Raw genomic sequence first — 16,481 nt, forward strand, 5'->3', positions numbered from 1 at the left:
GGGCTGGTGCGGCGACCGCACTAGGAGAGCTTCCAGAGCTGGACCGAGTGGCCCGACTCGTCGGAGCTGGCGACCTGGTTGAGGCTCGCCGCCAGAGTCTTGCCGTCCGGGCTGAAGGCCACCGCCGAGATGTAGGTGTCGCCCAGGGAGTTGGGCATGATGCCCGTCAGGGTCCTGGTGACGCTCCCGGTGGACACGTCCCAGAGGCTGACGGTCTTGCCGGTCTGGTCGTCCGTGTTGGGCTCGCGCGCGCCTCCGGCCCCCGCGATCACCGCGCTGCCCGGGTGGTACGCCGCCGTGGAGACGTACGGATGGGGGTCGGTGAGGGTGGCCGTGAGGCGCTCGGTGGCCAGGTCCCACACCTGGACCCCGGGACCCGCGCCCGCGACGGTCTTGCCGTCCGGACTGAACTGCACCGAGTTGAAGTGGTCCTTGGTCTCGCCGGTGAGGGTCCCCAGCCGGCGGCCGGTGTCGGTGGCCCAGAGCCAGATCTTGGCGCCCGTCTCGGAAGCCACGCTGCCGAGGATCTTGCCGTCCGGGCTGAACGCGATGTCGTTGACGCTGCCGCCGTGCCCGGTGAGGGTGGCGAAGGCGCGACCGGTGGAAACCGTCACGAGCTCGGCCCTGGCCCCGACGCCCACGGCGAGCGTCGCACCGTCCGGGCTCACAGCCAGGGAGCCGACGTAGTCGTACTCCCCGTCGTACGAGGCGACGACGCTCATCGGCCTGCCGGTGCGCAGGTCCCAGCGCCGCAGGGTCTTGTCGGAGCCGCCGGAGTACAGCGTGTGACCGTCCGGGCTGAAGGCCAGGGACATGACGTTGTCGGTGTGTCCCCGGTACGTAGTGATCGTGCGGCCGGTGGCCACGTCCCACAGCCGCACCGTGTCGTCGTCGCTGCCGCTGGCCAGGGTCTTGCCGTCCGGGCCGAAGGCGAGGCAGGCGACCTCGTTGGCGTGGCCCGCGAGGCGCGCCACGGGCTTGCCGGGATCCGGGTCCGTGCCCGGCCTCCGCCACAGGAAGTACGCGGGGACGGCGGCGGCCGTCGCACCGGCGGCCAGCCCGCCGAAGAGCAGCGTGCGCCGGGGCAGGGTCCTGGCGGAGGCCTCGGCGACGACGGGCGAGGTGGTGGGCGAGGCCCCGGGTGCGGCGGCGGGCGGGGCGGCGGGCCCGGAACCCGGTGCGGTGGGGAGGTCGTTGAACGGGACACCGGGTGCCGGCCCGGTGCCGCTGCCGGTGCCGCTGCCGCCGGTGACCGAGAGCCGGGCCAGAACCTCGGCGGTGGACGGGCGGCCGGCGGGGTCCTTGGCCAGGCACACGGTGACCAGGTCACGCAGACGGCCGAAGAGTCCGTCGAGCAGGGGAGGTTCGCCGGTGACCCGGTGGACGATGGCCGGCACGGTCGTCGCGTCGAAGGGACTGCGGCCGGTGGCGGCGAAGGCCAGGACCGAGCCGAGTGCGAACACGTCGCTGGCGGGCGAGACCCGGTCGGCGCGTATCTGCTCGGGCGACATGTAGGCATAGGTGCCGATGACCGTGCCGGTGCGGGTCATCGCCTCGGCTCCCGGGGCGTGCGCGACGCCGAAGTCGATGATGCGGGGGCCGTCTTCGGCGAGGATCACGTTCCCGGGCTTCAGGTCACGGTGGACCAGCCCGCACCGGTGGATCGCCGCGAGGCCCTCGGCCAGACCGGCACCGAGCCGCAGGACCGCGTCCGGGGCGAGCGGGCCGTTCTCGGCGACGACCTGCTGCAGGGTCGGGCCCGGTATGTACGCGGTGACCAGCCAGGGAGCCGCCGCCTCGGGGTCCGCGTCCACCACCTGGGCCGTGTGGAATCCGCCCACCTGACGCGCGGCGTCGACCTCACGGGCGAACCGGGCCCGGAACTGGGGAGCGTCGGCCAGCTCGGGGCGGATCACCTTCACCGCGACCTTGCGGCCGCCCGGTGAGGTCGCGAGATAGACCTGCCCCATGCCGCCCGCCCCCAGCCGGCCCTCCAGCCGGTACGGGCCGATGCTTCGGGGATCTGCGGGTCCCACGGGCTCGACCATGCGCGCTACTCGAATCTGCCGGGGAACACGGGCTGCGTCTCTCTCGCACGGAATTGAACCTTGACATCCTCCCCTCCCTCAAGGGAGGGGATTCCTACGGCTCGCGCCGTGGGGGTTTCTGCTTCGTCGCCGACTGCCCGCCCGGATGATTCCGTTGAGGTCTTACACCGGCTCCACAGACTGACACGGCCAGCCCGGCCGCCAGAATGTTCTTCGCCGCGTTCACGTCGCGGTCGTGGGCCGCCCCGCAGTCGCACGTCCACGTGCGGACGTTCAGGGGCATCTTCGATGCGATGGTGCCGCAGGCGGAGCACAACTTGGAGGAGGGGAACCAGCGGTCGACAACGACCAGGTTCCACCCGTACCAGGCCGCCTTGTACTCCAGCATCATGCGCATCTCGCGCACGCCGCGTCGGAGATGGCGCGGGCGAGGCTGTGGTTCTTGACCATGTTGCGCACGGTCAGGTCCTCGATCACGAGCGTTTGGTTCTCACGCACGGGTCGGGTGGTCAGTTTGTGCAGGTGGTCACGGCGCCGGTCGGCGATCCGCGCGTACACCTTCGCGGCCCGGACGCGGGCCTTGCGCCAGTTGGCGCCGTCGCCCCTGGCCTTACGGGCGAGAGTCTTGTGTGCCTTCGCGAGACGGGCCCGGTCGGCTTGTCCGAACTTCGGGTTCGTGACCTTCTCCCCGGTCGACAGGGTCAGCAGTGCGCTGATACCGGCGTCGATGCCAACGGCGGTTTCCAGCGCGGGCAGCGGCTGGACGGTCGGGTCGTCGCACAGCATCGACACGAACCAGCGTCCGGCCGCGTCCTGCGACACGGTCACCGTGGACGGCGTGACACCCTCTGGCAGCGGACGCGACCACACGATGTCCAGCGGCTCCGCCATCTTGGCGAGAGTAAGGCGCCCGTCCCGGAACCGGAATGCGGAGGCCGTGGGCTCGGCGGACTTGCGGGACTTCTTCCGCGACTTAAAGCGCGGGTACTGGGACCGCTTCGCGAAGAAGTTGGTGTAGGCGACCTGCAAGTGCCGAAGCGTCTGCTGCAACGGAACCGAAGAGACCTCGGACAGGTAGGACAGCTCCTTGGTCTTCTTCCATCCGGCCAGCATCGCGGAAGTGGCGTTGTAGTTGACCCGCTCCTGACGTGCCCATGCCTCCGTGCGGGCCCGGAGCGCCAGGTTGTAGACCTTCCGCACACACCCGAAGGTGCGCGACAGCTCGGCCGCCTGCGCATCCGTCGGGTTGAAGCGGTACTTGAACGCCCGCTTCACGTGAGGGGATGTCATGGCTCACAAACTAGAGGCACACCAGGTGAAGATCAATCCTGCTGGTCAGGACACCGATCCTCCCCCGGGGCCAACCCCGCCGCATACCAAGGGACTTCGGCCGCCATTAGGGATCCCGTCGGCACCCCGGAAAACACGGACCGGCCACCGGGCGGGCTGGGGGCCCGGCGGCCGGAGCGGGGGCCGCTGATCGCGTACGCCTACCGCTGCAGGCGGCGTACCGCGAGGACGGCGTGGGCGCTGCCGGTGAGCACCGACTCGTCGCCCGCGAACGCCTGCAGCGTCTCCGGCGCGACGGGCAGGCCGGGGGCCGCCTCGGGCCAGGCGCGCGTGGCGAAGAGGAAGTACGCCTGGCCGCTGTCGTCCGCCGCCTTGACCCACTCCGGCGGGGCGATGCACTTCGCGTTCATGCCCGGCAGGGTCAGGGCGATCTGGTTGCCCTCCAGGAGGATCTGCACCGGGAAGCCGGCCGGGTTGCGGACGCCGTCCATCACCACGTCGCCGATGGGCAGGCCGATCTCCTCCAGCAGCCCGCGGGCCGCCGCCTCGCTCGCCTCCGGTCCGTCGGGGCCGTCCCCGAGGATGTAGGCGAGGAGGTAGGGAATGTCGTGGGCCTCTTCGGGGTCGCCGATCCACGCGAGCACCGAAAGGGTGCCGAGCTTGGAGCGGTCGATTTCGGCTTGGGTAGAAGTCATGCGCCGCACCTTAGTGGTCCGGCCCCCGGCCCTTTGACGGCGTTTCACCCGGCCGGGCTAGACGGCCCAGAATCCACCTCCGGAATTCGCCTGCATGTTCGCGTCCTGGTACTGCAGCCGCACGATGCGCGTGTTTTCCGGAATTTCGAACACCACCCATCCTTCAGCCCGCTCACCGACCGCGAGGGAATCGAAGACGAGCGGTTTGCCGGTCGTGAGCTCCCCGGTGGGCACCACCGCGTGGCGCTTCCCCGCGCCGTCGAGCGCCCACATGCGCCCGAGGGCCCCGTACGAGGCGCCGCCGACGTTGACGAACGACATCGAGGCGGCCACCCAGCGCTTGCCGGCCGCCGGGGCGAAGTTCTTCTCCACGGAGACCGCGGGGTCGACGTAGGCGTTCAGCACCACCTGCAGGTGACGGCCGACCTCCCGGCCCCTGACCCGTACGGAGTCACCCACATGGGCATCCTTCGAAGCCGCCCGGACCGCCCCCTCCCGGTCGGCTCCGGGATCGTCCCCGGCGCCCGGAGCACCGTCGTCCACCGGTACGGCGGGCACCGCGGCGGGGGCGACGGCGGCCCCCTCGGGGGCGCCGGAACAGGCCGTGGCACCGAACAGCAGGAGCGGGAGGAGGGCTGCGGCGGTGAGTGCGGAAGCGGAAGCGGAAGCGGAGCGACGCATGCGGGATCCCTTCGGGGATCTTCGGGGATGTATTCCGGCCAGTCTCACGCGCCCGAGCGGGCAATTGCACACACCGACACGAGCACACGGAACGCATTGCCCTCCATATGCCAGCACAATGCGTTCCGGCGGATTCCCGTCACCCGTGACCGACCCGGAGGAACAGTGCGCATTCACGCCCCCCGCATGGCCCTGACAGCACTCTCGGCGCTGGCCGCCACGGCGGTATTCACCGCCCCCGCGCAGGCCACCGTCTTCGATCAGGGCATTTCCGTGAAGTCGCGCGTCCACATCGGCGCGGACGGCGCGGTCACTCTTTCCGGCACCTACCACTGCCGGCAGGCGTCACCCGGGGGAGCGATTCAGATCAAGGCGACCCTCGTCCAGGACGACGTCCGCCTCGGCATCGGGGCGGGTGACGCCGTCTGTGACGACCAGGTGCACCAGTGGACGGCCCGCAGCAAGCCCGGGTTCGACCTCGGACTCCACGAGGGCTCCGCGAAGGCCGTGGCGGAACTGCAGGAGATCCACTTCAACGGCGGGCTGCTGCCCCGGGCCGTCGACACGGTCGCTCGGGACGAGACGGACGCCTGGGTGGCCGACCACCGGTAAGCCCGGTGACCGCCCACGGTCCGGTAGCCGCCGCTACCGGGACCCGGGCGTCAGCCCGGGCCGCCGGTCAGCGGCCGGGCGCAAGCGCGGGCCGCAGGTCGGCCCGGGCCGCCGGTCAGCGGCATTCGGGCGCCACGCCCGTCATCGACATGAAGGCCACCGTCTGGCACCCGGGGTCCGCGTGCGGACGGCCGGTCGTCCAGTCCACCACCGCGGGCACGCCCGCGGCGAACAGCAGCAGCGCCAGGGCGCCCGTCACCGCACGCCTGTTCAGGCGGCGCACGGTGAGATCCACGAGATCCGTTCCATGGCGGCATCATCACCCCGCACCGCCCGCCCCACAACTCGGCGTGAGCGCGCGGTCACGGCGCGCTCCGGGCGGCGCTGCCCGCCGCGTCGAACTCGCACCACACCGCCTTGCCGTCGCCCCGGGACTCCACCCCCCAGTGCGTGGCCAGCGCGTCCACCAGCAGCAGCCCGCGCCCGGTCGTCGCCGACTCCCCCGGCGTGCGCCTGCGCGGCCACACGCTGGAGCGGTCCTTGACCCAGAGCCGGATCCGCCGGACCGGCTCCGGCAGCACCTCCATCGTCAGCACCGCCCCGCCGTCGGTGTGCAGCAGGGCGTTGACCAGCAGCTCTCCCGCCGCCAGCTCCACGTCGTCGGCGAGCTCCGGCATGCCCCAGTCGCGCAGCGCCTGCCGCAGGGCGTAGCGGGCCTCGGAGAGCCCCTCCGGGTCCGCCTGGTGGACGTACTGGTGGATGCGCGGGGCCCGGTGGGTGCCCGGGTCGGGGGCCCGGCGCAGCACCAGCAGGGCGACGTCGTCGCCGGAGCCCCAGCGCTCCCACAGCCGGTCGGAGAGGTGGTCGGCGAGCGCCCCGGCCTCCTGGGGGCCGCTGCGGACCGCGTGGGCCAGGGCCTCCATGCCCTGGGTGATGGCGGTGCCGGGCTCCTCCACCAGGCCGTCGGTGCACAGCACGAGCGTCTCGCCGGGGACCAGGTCGAGGCGGGTCTCGGGGAACTCCTCGCGCTCGAAGAGCGTGGCCAGCCCGAGCGGCAGGCCGCCGCGCACGTTGGGCCAGCCCGTTCGCCCGTCCGTGTGCCGGATCAGCGGGCCGAGGTGGCCCGCGCGAACCGCCCGTACCCCTCCGGTCTCCAGGTCCACCTGCGCGTACATGCAGGTCGCGAACCGTTCGGTGTCCAGTTCGGCGAGGAAGCGCGAGGCCCGTGCCAGCACGGTGGACGGCGGGTGCCCCTCGCCCGCGTACGCCCGCAGGGCGATGCGGAGCTGGCCCATGATGGCGGCGGCGTGCGTGTCGTGGCCCTGTACGTCGCCCACCACGATGCCGACCCGGTCGCGGGGCAGTGCGATCACGTCGTACCAGTCGCCGCCGACCTCGCGCCCGCTCCAGGCCGAGTGGTAGCGCACGGCGATCTCGCCGCCGGTGATGTCGGGGATCCGGCGCGGCAGCATCATCGCCTGCAGGCCGGTGGCGAACTCCCGCTCCTGGTCGAAGAGCAGGGCCCGCTGGAGCGACTGGGCGACGATGCCGGCCAGGCCCAGGCACAGGTTCTGCTCCTCGGGGCTGAAGTCGGTGCGGTGCCGGTAGAACAGCACCAGCCCGCCGATGGCCTTGGCCTGCGCGATCAGCGGCAGGTAGGCGGCCGCGTCGTAGCGGATGCGGCCCAGGTAGTCGGCGAGGAGCGGGAACTCGTCCGAGAGCGCGGCGAGCGAGGTGACGAAACGTGCCTTCCTGGTGATCACCGCCCGGGACAGCGGCAGCGAACCGTCCAGCCGGGTGAACCTGCGCTCGCTGAGGATCTCCAGGGACTCCCCGCTCAACGCGATGATCTTGATGGTGCCGCCCTCGACCAGGCCGAGGGCCAGTCCGTCCGCCCCGAGCCGCTCCAGCGCGCCCGCGCCCGTCAGGGCGGCCGTGACGTCGTCGACCGTCACCGCCCGCGACAGGGCCTCGGTGGTCCGCTGGACGATGGTGGCCTGCTGGGCGCGCGCCGATTCGAGCTTGCGCAGCACCGTGAGGTGGGCCAGCTCGGCCGTCGCGTCACGGACGATGCCGACGATCCGTACCGGCCGCGCCTCCTCGTCCCGGATCACCCGTCCCTGGGTGTGCGTCCACTGGTCGCGGCCGTCGCGCCGGCGCACCGTGAAGTACTGGCCGTACGTCTCCTCGCCGGCGCTGATCGCCGCCATCACGGTCTCCGCGAGCCGCTCGGAGTCGTCCTGCGGGATCCGCAGGCCCAGGCCCTCGGGGGTCTGGTCGAACACCTCCGGATCCAGGTCGAAGACCGCCATCCCGGCCTCGTCCAGGACCATCGTCCCGGCGGTGAGGTCCCACTCGAAGCTGCCCATGCCGTTGAGCGCGAGCCGCTCACCGGGGCCGGTGAGGGGGGTCGCACGGCTCTCCGGCCGCTTGTCGCGTCGCTCCGCCGCTGCCACGAGAGTCACACCGCCTAACGACCGGGCCAGCACGGCTGGGAAATGAGCCGCTCCCACTCCTCGTCAGGATGCCCCGGAAGAGTGCGACCGGCCTCCCGCCAGCGTTTGACGAGGGAGAGGTAGATCGTCGAGGGGTCGTACGGGGTGCCCTGGTACGGGGCCTGCGGGTAAGGAGTCTGCTGGTACGGGGCGCTCTGGTACGGGGCCTGCGGGTGCGCGGGGGCCGCCCGCGCCGTGCCGGGCTGCTCCGCACGGCTGGCGGGAATCCTCACCCAGCCGCGGCCCTGTGCTCGCTCAGCGCTCATCGCGGACCCCTTCTCACGCTCTGTGCCCGGCCGCCGGAGCCCTGTCGGCCCGGAACGCGCCGCGGGAACCCGCCCGCGGGCCGCCGGCGCCCAGCCGCTCGCGGACTCCTGACACCAGTCTCCCCGCCGTGAAGCCGGCACCGTGCACGAATCGCATGGAAGGGCCGAATGAGGGAGCGGTCAGCAGCCCCGCGAAGAACAGGCCGGGCCACGAGGACTCGAAGCCCGGGCTCAGCTCCGGCGTCCCGCTCCGCCCCACGGTGGCCAGCGATGCCCGCAGCCCCGCGTCGAGCAGCTCCAGGCGGGCCAGGTCCGGGGCGAACCCGGTCGCCGCGATCACGTGCGCCGTGTCCAGTACGACGGACTCCCCGGCAGCGTTGGTCAGGCCGAGCCGGGTCCGCTCACCGGCCGCGGCCGCCCGGTGCAGCCGGTGCCCGAGCAGGACCGGGACCCGCCGCTCGAAGCGCTCCCGCAGCCACCAGGCCCCCGCCGGGCCCAGCGCGGTCGCCGCGATCCGCTCCCTGGTCGGCGCGGGCAGCCGGCGCACCGCCCAGGGCAGCTCCGACCAGGCCCAGCTGCGCCAGCCGGTGCCCAGGCCGCTGTGCGGGGCGCGCAGGGCCCGCAGCGGGGGCCGGCGCAGCGGCTGCGGCACGGTGTTCCAGTTCAGCCGGGCGCGCCGGGCGACGAGGCAGGGCCGGGCCCCGTTCTCCGCGAGCAGGGCGGCGGTCTCCAGGGCCGCCTGCCCGGCGCCGAGCACGGCGACCTCGCGGCCGGCGAAGCGGGCCAGGTCGCCGTGGCCGCTGCTGTGCGAGTAGTGGCCCGCGGGCAGCTCCCGCAGCGCGTCTGGGTAGCGGACGAAGGGCATGACCCCCACGGCCAGCGCGACGGTCCGGGCGAGCAGGGGCGGCCCCTCGGCGGTGCGGATCCGGAAACCCTCGCCCTGCGGGGTGACTTCCATGACGGTCGCCTCCTCCACCGGGGGTGCGGCGTGCCGGGCGAACCAGAGCCCGTACGCACTGAACGTCCCGATGGGGAGCGGAGTTCCGTGTTCCGCGGGGATGCCGCGGCCCGCGCAGTACTCGGCCAGCGTGTACCGCCCGCCGGGCGCGGACAGGTTGGAGGACCACGGCTCCGACTTCAGGTACATCCCCTCGGGCATGTGGTCCCGCCACGAGGCCATGGGCCGCCCGAGCACCCGCACCCCGAGCCCCGCACCGGCCGCGTGGGCGGCGATCGAGAGCCCGTACGGCCCCGCTCCGACCACCACGAGATCGTCCATCCGCGTCACCGCTCTGTCCCTCCACTCTCATGGTTCGTGTACCCCTGCCGGCGTCCCCGGACCTGTCGTCAGACCCGGCACCGGTGCACCGGGTTCACCGGGTCACCAGTTCGTCCGGCTCGGCCGGCGCCTCCGGCGGAGCCGGCCGCGAGGCAGCTCCGGCCGGTTGCTCGCCGCGCTGGCGCGGGGCGCGGACCACCGCGCGGGCCTTGCGGCGGCCGTGCTCGGGAACACCGCGCAGCAGCCGCCCGGCCTTCCCCGCCCCCCGCCCCAGGAACGCCGCCATCGTCGCCAGCAACGGCCGTGGCTCCTTGGTCTCCAACCATACCGGTGCCCCCTGCCCGATCTCCACCCTCCGCCCCCCCCCCACCGCTCCCCGCCTCCCCCCCCGGAGGATCCGCGGCAGCGTCAGATGTGTATCAGGGGCAGCAGGGTGCGAGGCGCCGCCCGCGCCCGCCCGGGCGCCGGGGCCGACGGTGTCGGCCGGGGTGCGTCCGACGCAGGTCCCGCGCGCCGACGCGTGTCCCGAGGGCGGGGTGCGGCTCTCCGAGGGGCTCGTGAACGCGGCGATGGGGTTGCGCGTGGGGGCGGTGCAGCTGGTGAACTGCGGGGATCAGCCTTACGAGTTGGAGGGCTACCCGGAGATCGAGCTGCTGGACAGGGCGAACGCCCCGGTGCGGGGGGTGTCGGTCGGCCACGGCGCGGCCGGGATCACGTCCTCCCCCACGGGGGCGGAGGCCCCGCCGGGGAAGGTGACGCTCCGACCGGGGCAGGCGGCCGAGGTGCTGCTGGTGTGGCGGAACCTGCTCACGGAGCCGGACGTCCCGGCGGCGGAGGCCTGGGGGCTCCTGGTCACGCCACGGCCGGGCGCGCCGCGGCTGGAACTGCGGGTGAAGCAGTCGGTGGATCTCGGGAACACCGGAAAGCTCGGGATCGGGGCTTGGGGGGCGACCGGGCGGTGACCTACCGGTGGCTCCGCCGGTCCGGGCGGGTGGCTCCGCCGGTCCGGGCCGGTGGGCCGGCAGTGGCTTCGCCGGTTCGGGCCGGCGGTCCGGGCCTGTGGGCCGGGCGGCGGGGCTTGGCCCTCCCCGCCCTTTCAGTGTTTCCCGGGCCGGGTCGGGCCCGTTGGAGTCCGGGGTGCGCCCGGGGGTTGTGGGGCTCCGCCCCCGGCTCCGCGCCCCTAACGCCGGCGGGATCCGCCCGGCGGCGGTCAGGGGCGGGGGCCGCGGAGGGCGCCTCGGGCCGGGAGGGATGTGGCCGCCAGGGTCAGGGCCACTGCGGCGGCCACGAAGGAGACGTAGACGACGGGCGGGACGTACGGGCCGGTGCCGGTCACGGCCCTGGTCAGCGGGATCAGCGTGGCCAGCGCGATCGCCGAGCCGAGGGTGACGCCGGCGCCGCTGACCAGCAGGGCTTCCCAGCGGAGCATCCGCAGCACCTGGCGGCGGGTGGAGCCGACCAGCCGCAGCATGCCCAGTTCGCGGCGGCGGTCGAGGACGGTCATCACCAGGGTGTTGGCGGCGGCGACGGCCGCGAAGCCGCCGAGGACGGCCGCCATGGTGGTGTTGGCCCAGGCGTTGACCTCGCGCTCCATGCTCCGCTCGGCGGTCCAGGCGGAAGCGGACAGTGCCGGGCCGAAGCCCGTGGGGAGCGGACCGCGGACCAGGAGTTCCGTGGGGCGGCCGGCGGTGGTGTGGCCGGCCAGGTCGGCGGCGGGGAGGGTGATCTCGCCGAGGCCGAGGCCGCGGGAGTAGACGGCCACGATCTCGGGGGTGGTGCGGGTGCCGTCCGGGAGGCGCAGGTCCATGCGGTCGCCGACGGCGGCGCGGTCGGCGTCGGCCAGGGTCCGGTCGACGGCGACCTTGCCGGGCGCCAGCCGGGCGAGGTCCCCGGAGAGCACGCCCAGGTCCTCGACGGTGGTGATGTCCCCGGTGACGCCCTGGGCGGAGGCGCTGTGGATCAGGCGCTCCGGTCCGGAGCCGACGACGGCGAGGACGGAGGTGCGGGTGAGCGCGACCGCCCCGGCCGCGACCGCCCGGTCCGTGTCGTGCGGGTCGGTGATGACGTGGTCGGCGAGCAGCCCGGCCTCCTGCTGCCGGCTCACGGCCCGGTCCTGGCTGGTGTGGAGGAAGACCAGGGTGGAGGAGAAGGCCATGGCGAGCACGATCGGGGTGATCGCGGAGGCGAGGCGGCGGGCGTTGGTACGGGAGTTGGCGGCGGCCAGCGAGCCGGCGGCGCCCGCGGCCCGCAGGGGCAGTCCGAAGAGCGCGGCGCAGGCGCGGGCGATCAGCGGGCCGAGCAGCGCGACGGCGAGCATGAAGAGCATGACGACGCCGAGCGCGGCGTTGGCGGCGTCGGGCCCGCTGCTGGTGGCGGCCAGGCTCGCGCACGCGGTGCCCCCGGCCACGGCGGCGAGGCCCAGCGGGGTACGGATCCACCCGGGCCCGAGGCGTTCCACGGCGGCCGCGGCGAGGGCCTGGCCGGGGCGGATGCGGGCGGGGCGGCGGGCGGCGGCCCAGCCGGCGAGCAGGGCGGTGACGATTCCGATGCCGACCGCGCTGACCAGGGGGATCCAGCCGATGGTCAGGTCCACGGCGGCCGGGATGGCGCCCTTCTCCTTGAGCTGTCCGAACCACCAGGAGGCGAGCGCGATGCCGGGTACGAGGCCCAGTGCGCCCGCGGCGGGTGCGACGAGCAGGGCTTCGGTGGCGACCGTGCGGCGGATCTGGCGCGGGGTGGCTCCGACGGCGCGCAGCAGGGCGAACTCGCGGGAGCGCTGGCCGACGGAGAGCGCGACGGTGCCCGCGGCGGTGAATACGGCGACGAGGGTGGCGATGCCGCCGAAGGAGCCTCCGAGGCCGGCCAGCATCTCCTTGGCGCCCGCGAGCTGCGGGTCCATGGCGCGGTCGGCGCCGGTCAGGACCTGGGCGCGGCCGTCCACGGCGGCCCGGACCCGTTCGGCGTCGGCCCCGAAGACCACGATGGCGTCGAGGGTTCCGGGGTGTCCGGAGAGGGCGCGCGCTTCGGCGTCGGAGAACCAGGCGCCGGGGCGGTCGGTGCGCCCGACGACCCGGAACTCCCGCTGTCCGGCGGGGGTGTCGAGGGTGACCCGGCCGTCCCCGTCCGAGGCGGGTCCGCCGCCGAGGACGACTTCGCCCGGGGCGGCCGGGGCGCGGCCCGCGCGCAGCTGCGCGGGGCTGAAGGCGGTGGAGCCCCAGCCGTACGCGTCGAAGGCCGGGCCGGGGGCGCCCGCGGTGTCCCGTACGGGGAACGCCACATCGGGCACGGCCCGTCCCAGCGGGGCCAGCCGGTCCAGGAGCGCGGCGTCCACCCGGGCGTGCTCGGGGACCTGCGCGGAGACGTCGTAGGCCCCCTCGCCGCTGCCCACGCGCAGGGTGACCCGCTGGTCGGCGGCGACCACGACGGGGGCTTCGGCGTACCGGGTCGGCGGGGTGCTCGCCCGGAGGCCGGACTCCAGGAGGAGTCCGCAGGCGGAGACGATGGCGACGGTCATGAGCAGGGCGACGAAGGTGCCGGCGAAGGCGGCGGGGCGCAGCCGCAGCGCCGCGCGGGCCAGGCCGTTGGGGCGCGGGGCCATCAGGCGGCCGCTCCCGCGAGCACCGGACCGGTGGTGGGACCGGTGGTGAGGGCGGTCATCCGGGCGGCGATCGCGGCGGTGGAGCTGCGCGGGAGCCGGTCGGTGATGAGGCCGTCGGCGAGGAAGAGCACCTGGTCGGCGTGGGCGGCGGCGCCGGGGTCGTGGGTGACCATGACGACGGTGGCTCCGAGGGAGTCGACGGCGGAGCGGAGCAGGCCGAGGACCTCGGCCGCGGTGGTGGTGTCGAGGGCGCCGGTGGGCTCGTCGGCGAAGATCACGTCGGGCCGGGTGACCAGCGCCCGGGCGATGGCGACGCGCTGCTGCTGGCCGCCGGAGAGTTCGGCGGGGCGGCGCCGGCCCTTGCCCCCGAGGCCGACGCGGTCGAGCAGGTCGGCGGCGCGGCCGTGGTCCTGGCGTCCGCCGGCGAGGCGCATGGGGAGCAGGACGTTCTGCTCGACGGTGAGCGAGGGCAGCAGGTTGAAGGCCTGGAAGACGAAGCCCAGGCGGCTGCGGCGCAGCTCGGTGAGCTGGTTCTCGTTCATGCCGGTGATCTCGGTGCCGCCGAGGCGGACGGAGCCCGCGGTGGGGACGTCGAGTCCGGCGGCGCACTGCAGGAAGGTGGACTTGCCGGAGCCGGAGGGGCCCATCACGGCGGTGAAGGTGCCGCGCGGCAGGCCGAGGTCGATGCCGCGCAGGGCGTGGACGGCGGCGGAGCCGCGCCCGTACTGCCTGCGGACGCCGCGCAGCTCGACGGCGGGGGCGGCGTCGTGCGTGGACCGCTGCCCGGCCTGTCGTTCGGCCTGTCGTCTGGTCCGCCGGAACCCCATGGTGTGCCGCCTTCCGCTGTGCGTCGTTGCCTGTGTGGTGACGGTCTCGACGCTACGGAGGGAGCGGTGGCGGGGACCATGACGGGACCTGGCGCATGTGTGGTGGGGTTTCCCCTACCACGCCCCACCGCGCCTCCCCCACCAAGGCCTGCCGCCCGGCAGGTCAGTCCCGGCGGATGAGCAGCAGGGCGCGGTCGTCGTTGACGTCCTTGGCGACCTTTTCGATCAGGTGCCAGGCCGCGCCCTCCCAGCCGGCGGCGACGTACCGGTCGGCCTCGCCGGTGAGTCGGTCCATGCCTTCGCTGATGTCGCGTTCGGAGGTCTCGACGAGCCCGTCGGTGAAGAGCATCAGGACGTCGCCGTGGCGCAGGTTGCCCCGGGCGGGTTCGAACTCCGCGCCGTCGTAGACGCCCAGCAGCGGGCCGTCGCCGGAGACCTCCTGCCAGCGCCCGGTGCCGGCGCAGAGCTGGAGCGCGGGCAGGTGGCCGGCGGACAGGAGTTCGTAGTCGCCGCTCTCCAGGTCCAGGACGAGGTGGATGGAGGTGGCGAAGCCCTCGTCCCAGTCCTGGCGCAGCAGGTAGCCGTTGGCGGCGGGCAGGAAGCCGTGCGGGGGCAGGGCGCCGAGGAGTCCGCCGAAGGCGCCGGAGAGCAGCAGGGCGCGGGAGCCGGCTTCCATGCCCTTGCCGGAGACGTCGGTGAGGACGATCTCCAGGGTGCGGCCGCCGTTGGTGCGGGCGGCGACGACGAAGTCGCCGGAGAAGGACTGGCCGCCGGCCGGGCGCAGGGCCATCTCGCGGTGCCAGCCGCGCGGCAGGGAGGGCAGCTTGCTCTGGACCCGGATGCGTTCGCGCAGGTCGAAGAGCATGGTGCCGCCGCGCCGCCAGGGCACGCCGACGCGGCTGCGGAACTGGGCGATGACCAGTCCGAAGAACCCGCAGGCGGCGACGACCAGCACGGTGCCGGGCGTGACCCGGGCCGGGCCCTGGGTGTACGGCCCGAGGACGAGGGCCTCGACGATGAGGGCGGCCGCGGAGGCCGCGTACAGCGCGAGCAGGCTGGCGGGGCGCAGCAGCAGGCCGCCGGCCACGATGGGCAGGACGAGGGCGGACGGGGAGAACCACACCGGCAGCATCAGCGTGCCGCAGGCGATGGCCGGGATGGTGAGCAGCAGGCCGCCGAAGGCGAGCCAATCGGAGGCGTCGCCGCGGAAGTAGTCGACGGCGGATTTGCGCAGGGCGGTGCGTGCCCGGTGCGACAGCATGCGCGTCCGGGCCAGGAGGGTCTCCACACGTGCTCCGGCCATTGCTTCGGGACCCTATCCATCCTGGCTGTGCGCGCGCAGGGGTACCCCCGGAGATGGGTCCATCGGCGACCGAAAAGAGATCGACCGGGACGGATTGCCCTGGTAAGGATGGCCGCATGGCTCTTGAGACGCGCGTATTGCAGGCTGATGAGTGGGATGTCTGGTATGACCACCTGGAACTGGCGTTCGGCGGGGTGCCCGAGTCCCCCGAGGAGCGGGACCTGTACAAGTCCCTGACGGAGACGAAACGATCCCTCGGCGTCTGGGACGGCGAGACGTGCGTGGGATCGGCCGGGGCCTTCTCCTTCCGGCTGTCCGTGCCGGGCGGGGCCCTCGTTCCCGCGGGCGGCGTCACGATGGTCGGCGTCTCCCCCACCCATCGCAGGCGGGGCGTGCTGACTTCGCTGATGCGGCGCCAATTGGACGACATCCGTGCGGGTGGCGAACCGCTCGCCGTGCTGACGGCCTCGGATCCGGCGATCTACGGGCGCTTCGGCTACGGCACGGCCACGTACGCGGTGTCCGTCGACATCGACACCACGCGCGTACGCCTCTCCGTGCCGCCGGGGACCGACGACGTACGCCTGCGGCTCGTCGATCCGCGCAAGGCGCTGGCCGACTGCGAGCGGGTCTACGCGATGCTGGTCGGGCGGCGGCCGGGGATGCCGGCCCGGCAGCCGGGCTGGGAGGAGCAGGGCGTGCTCGACCCGCCGGCGGGCCGGGGCGGCGGCTCCCCGCTGAAGTGCGTGGTGGCCGAGGGGGTGGACGGCGAGGTCGTCGGCTACGCCCGCTATCACGTCAAGCCCGACTGGGAGCAGACCGGTTCGGACGGCAAGGTCCAGGTGCGCGAGTTGAACGCGCTGGATCCGGCGGCGTACGCGGCGCTGTGGCGCTACCTCTTCGACATCGACCTGGCCTGGCGGGTGAGGGCGTACGGGCGGCCCGTGGACGATCCGGTGCTGCACCTGGTGAGTGACGAACGGCGGGCCCAGGTGCGCCGGCGCGACGCGCTGCACGTGCGGCTCGTGGACCTGCCGGCGGCGCTCCGGGCGCGGACGTACGGGGCCGCGGTGGACGTGGTGCTGGAGGTCGAGGACGCGTTCTGCCCGTGGAACGCGGGGCGCTGGCGGCTGGCCGTCGGCGCGGACGGGGCCGCCGCCTGTACCCGGACGGAGGATCCGGCGGACCTGGAGCTGTCGGTACGGGAGCTCGGCTCGGCCTACCTGGGCGGGGTCTCGCTGGCCTCGCTCGCCGCGGCCGGCCGGGTGCGCGAGGTGCGGGCGGGGGCCTTGGCGGCGGCCTCGCGGGCCTTCGCGGGGGACGTGGCCCCGTGGCTGCCGCACGGGTTCTAGGAGCCCCGCGGCCCCGGCCGTCCCGGGCCCTGGCC

14 protein-coding genes and 1 pseudogene are annotated in these 16,481 nt (G+C 74.0%); 3 read left to right on the forward strand and 12 right to left on the reverse strand.

Annotated features, from left to right (window positions below; genetic code table 11):
• Positions 1-20 precede the first annotated feature (20 nt).
• The 4 genes and pseudogenes from DRB89_RS12955 to DRB89_RS12970 form a co-directional block, all read right to left on the reverse strand.
• Positions 21-2,102 carry a serine/threonine-protein kinase gene (locus DRB89_RS12955; RefSeq protein WP_343234846.1) on the reverse strand — a complete coding sequence of 694 codons (2,082 nt, stop codon included), beginning with the start codon at positions 2,100-2,102 and terminating at the stop codon, positions 21-23.
• Positions 2,103-2,142: 40 nt separating this feature from the next.
• Positions 2,143-3,338 (reverse strand): annotated as a pseudogene (locus tag DRB89_RS12960) (RNA-guided endonuclease TnpB family protein).
• A 200-nt stretch (positions 3,339-3,538) separates the two neighbouring features.
• A complete protein-coding gene (locus DRB89_RS12965) occupies positions 3,539-4,033 on the reverse strand; it encodes a DUF5949 family protein (protein WP_112451842.1) in 495 nt (164 codons plus the stop codon).
• 57 nt (positions 4,034-4,090) lie between these two features.
• Positions 4,091-4,714: a DUF4352 domain-containing protein gene (locus tag DRB89_RS12970; RefSeq protein ID WP_112451841.1), complete on the reverse strand. Its 624-nt coding sequence runs from the start codon at positions 4,712-4,714 to the stop codon at positions 4,091-4,093.
• Positions 4,715-4,900: 186 nt separating this feature from the next.
• Between DRB89_RS12970 and DRB89_RS12975 the strand changes: the two genes are divergently transcribed.
• Entirely contained in the window at positions 4,901-5,326 is a 426-nt protein-coding gene (locus DRB89_RS12975) for a DUF6299 family protein (RefSeq protein WP_112451840.1), read from the forward strand.
• A gap of 115 nt (positions 5,327-5,441) precedes the next feature.
• Here DRB89_RS12975 and DRB89_RS12980 read toward each other — a convergent pair whose 3' ends face one another.
• The 5 genes from DRB89_RS12980 to DRB89_RS13000 all read right to left on the reverse strand — a co-directional run bounded on the left by DRB89_RS12980 (position 5,442) and on the right by DRB89_RS13000 (position 9,664).
• Positions 5,442-5,621: a hypothetical protein gene (locus DRB89_RS12980; RefSeq protein WP_112451839.1), complete on the reverse strand. Its 180-nt coding sequence runs from the start codon at positions 5,619-5,621 to the stop codon at positions 5,442-5,444.
• Positions 5,622-5,688: 67 nt separating this feature from the next.
• Positions 5,689-7,782, reverse strand: a complete 2,094-nt coding sequence (locus DRB89_RS12985; protein ID WP_112451838.1) for a SpoIIE family protein phosphatase — start codon at positions 7,780-7,782, stop codon at positions 5,689-5,691.
• A 14-nt stretch (positions 7,783-7,796) separates the two neighbouring features.
• On the reverse strand, positions 7,797-8,087 hold the full coding sequence (locus tag DRB89_RS12990; protein ID WP_112451837.1) for a hypothetical protein: 291 nt from the start codon (positions 8,085-8,087) through the stop codon (positions 7,797-7,799).
• 13 nt (positions 8,088-8,100) lie between these two features.
• On the reverse strand, positions 8,101-9,366 hold the full coding sequence (locus DRB89_RS12995; RefSeq protein WP_112451836.1) for an NAD(P)-binding domain-containing protein: 1,266 nt from the start codon (positions 9,364-9,366) through the stop codon (positions 8,101-8,103).
• A gap of 94 nt (positions 9,367-9,460) precedes the next feature.
• Entirely contained in the window at positions 9,461-9,664 is a 204-nt protein-coding gene (locus DRB89_RS13000; protein ID WP_112463277.1) for a hypothetical protein, read from the reverse strand.
• 190 nt (positions 9,665-9,854) lie between these two features.
• Between DRB89_RS13000 and DRB89_RS13005 the strand changes: the two genes are divergently transcribed.
• Entirely contained in the window at positions 9,855-10,328 is a 474-nt protein-coding gene (locus DRB89_RS13005) for a DUF4232 domain-containing protein (protein WP_162688561.1), read from the forward strand.
• Positions 10,329-10,576: 248 nt separating this feature from the next.
• Here DRB89_RS13005 and DRB89_RS13010 read toward each other — a convergent pair whose 3' ends face one another.
• From DRB89_RS13010 to DRB89_RS13020, 3 genes are all read right to left on the reverse strand, one after another.
• Positions 10,577-12,964 (reverse strand): FtsX-like permease family protein, encoded by a 2,388-nt coding sequence (locus DRB89_RS13010; RefSeq protein ID WP_112448585.1) that lies wholly within the window; start codon positions 12,962-12,964, stop codon positions 10,577-10,579.
• Positions 12,964-13,791, reverse strand: coding sequence for an ABC transporter ATP-binding protein (locus DRB89_RS13015; RefSeq protein ID WP_112448586.1), 828 nt, complete (start codon positions 13,789-13,791; stop codon positions 12,964-12,966). The genes DRB89_RS13010 and DRB89_RS13015 overlap by 1 nt, the downstream gene beginning before the upstream one ends.
• Positions 13,792-13,954: 163 nt before the next feature.
• Complete coding sequence (locus DRB89_RS13020) at positions 13,955-15,094, reverse strand: PP2C family protein-serine/threonine phosphatase (RefSeq protein WP_112448587.1); 1,140 nt, start codon at positions 15,092-15,094, stop codon at positions 13,955-13,957.
• A gap of 116 nt (positions 15,095-15,210) precedes the next feature.
• Here DRB89_RS13020 and DRB89_RS13025 point away from each other — a divergent pair, with 116 nt between their 5' ends.
• Positions 15,211-16,446 carry a GNAT family N-acetyltransferase gene (locus DRB89_RS13025; RefSeq protein WP_112448588.1) on the forward strand — a complete coding sequence of 412 codons (1,236 nt, stop codon included), beginning with the start codon at positions 15,211-15,213 and terminating at the stop codon, positions 16,444-16,446.
• Positions 16,447-16,481 lie beyond the last annotated feature (35 nt).

It is taken from the genome of Streptomyces sp. ICC4 (assembly GCF_003287915.1).
Taxonomy (GTDB): Bacteria; Actinomycetota; Actinomycetes; order Streptomycetales; family Streptomycetaceae; genus Streptomyces; species Streptomyces tritrimontium.

What these genes read in the sequence shown, in the direction of transcription:
- DRB89_RS12995 (WP_112451836.1), bottom strand. Translation starts at nt 9,366, where the DNA reads ATGGACGATCTCGTGGTGGTCGGAGCGGGGCCGTACGGGCTCTCGATC.
- DRB89_RS13015 (WP_112448586.1), bottom strand. Translation starts at nt 13,791, where the DNA reads ATGGGGTTCCGGCGGACCAGACGACAGGCCGAACGACAGGCCGGGCAG.
- DRB89_RS12970 (WP_112451841.1), bottom strand. Translation starts at nt 4,714, where the DNA reads ATGCGTCGCTCCGCTTCCGCTTCCGCTTCCGCACTCACCGCCGCAGCC.
- DRB89_RS12990 (WP_112451837.1), bottom strand. Translation starts at nt 8,087, where the DNA reads ATGAGCGCTGAGCGAGCACAGGGCCGCGGCTGGGTGAGGATTCCCGCC.
- DRB89_RS13025 (WP_112448588.1), top strand. Translation starts at nt 15,211, where the DNA reads ATGGCTCTTGAGACGCGCGTATTGCAGGCTGATGAGTGGGATGTCTGG.
- DRB89_RS12965 (WP_112451842.1), bottom strand. Translation starts at nt 4,033, where the DNA reads ATGACTTCTACCCAAGCCGAAATCGACCGCTCCAAGCTCGGCACCCTT.
- DRB89_RS13020 (WP_112448587.1), bottom strand. Translation starts at nt 15,094, where the DNA reads ATGGCCGGAGCACGTGTGGAGACCCTCCTGGCCCGGACGCGCATGCTG.
- DRB89_RS13010 (WP_112448585.1), bottom strand. Translation starts at nt 12,964, where the DNA reads ATGGCCCCGCGCCCCAACGGCCTGGCCCGCGCGGCGCTGCGGCTGCGC.
- DRB89_RS12975 (WP_112451840.1), top strand. Translation starts at nt 4,901, where the DNA reads ATGGCCCTGACAGCACTCTCGGCGCTGGCCGCCACGGCGGTATTCACC.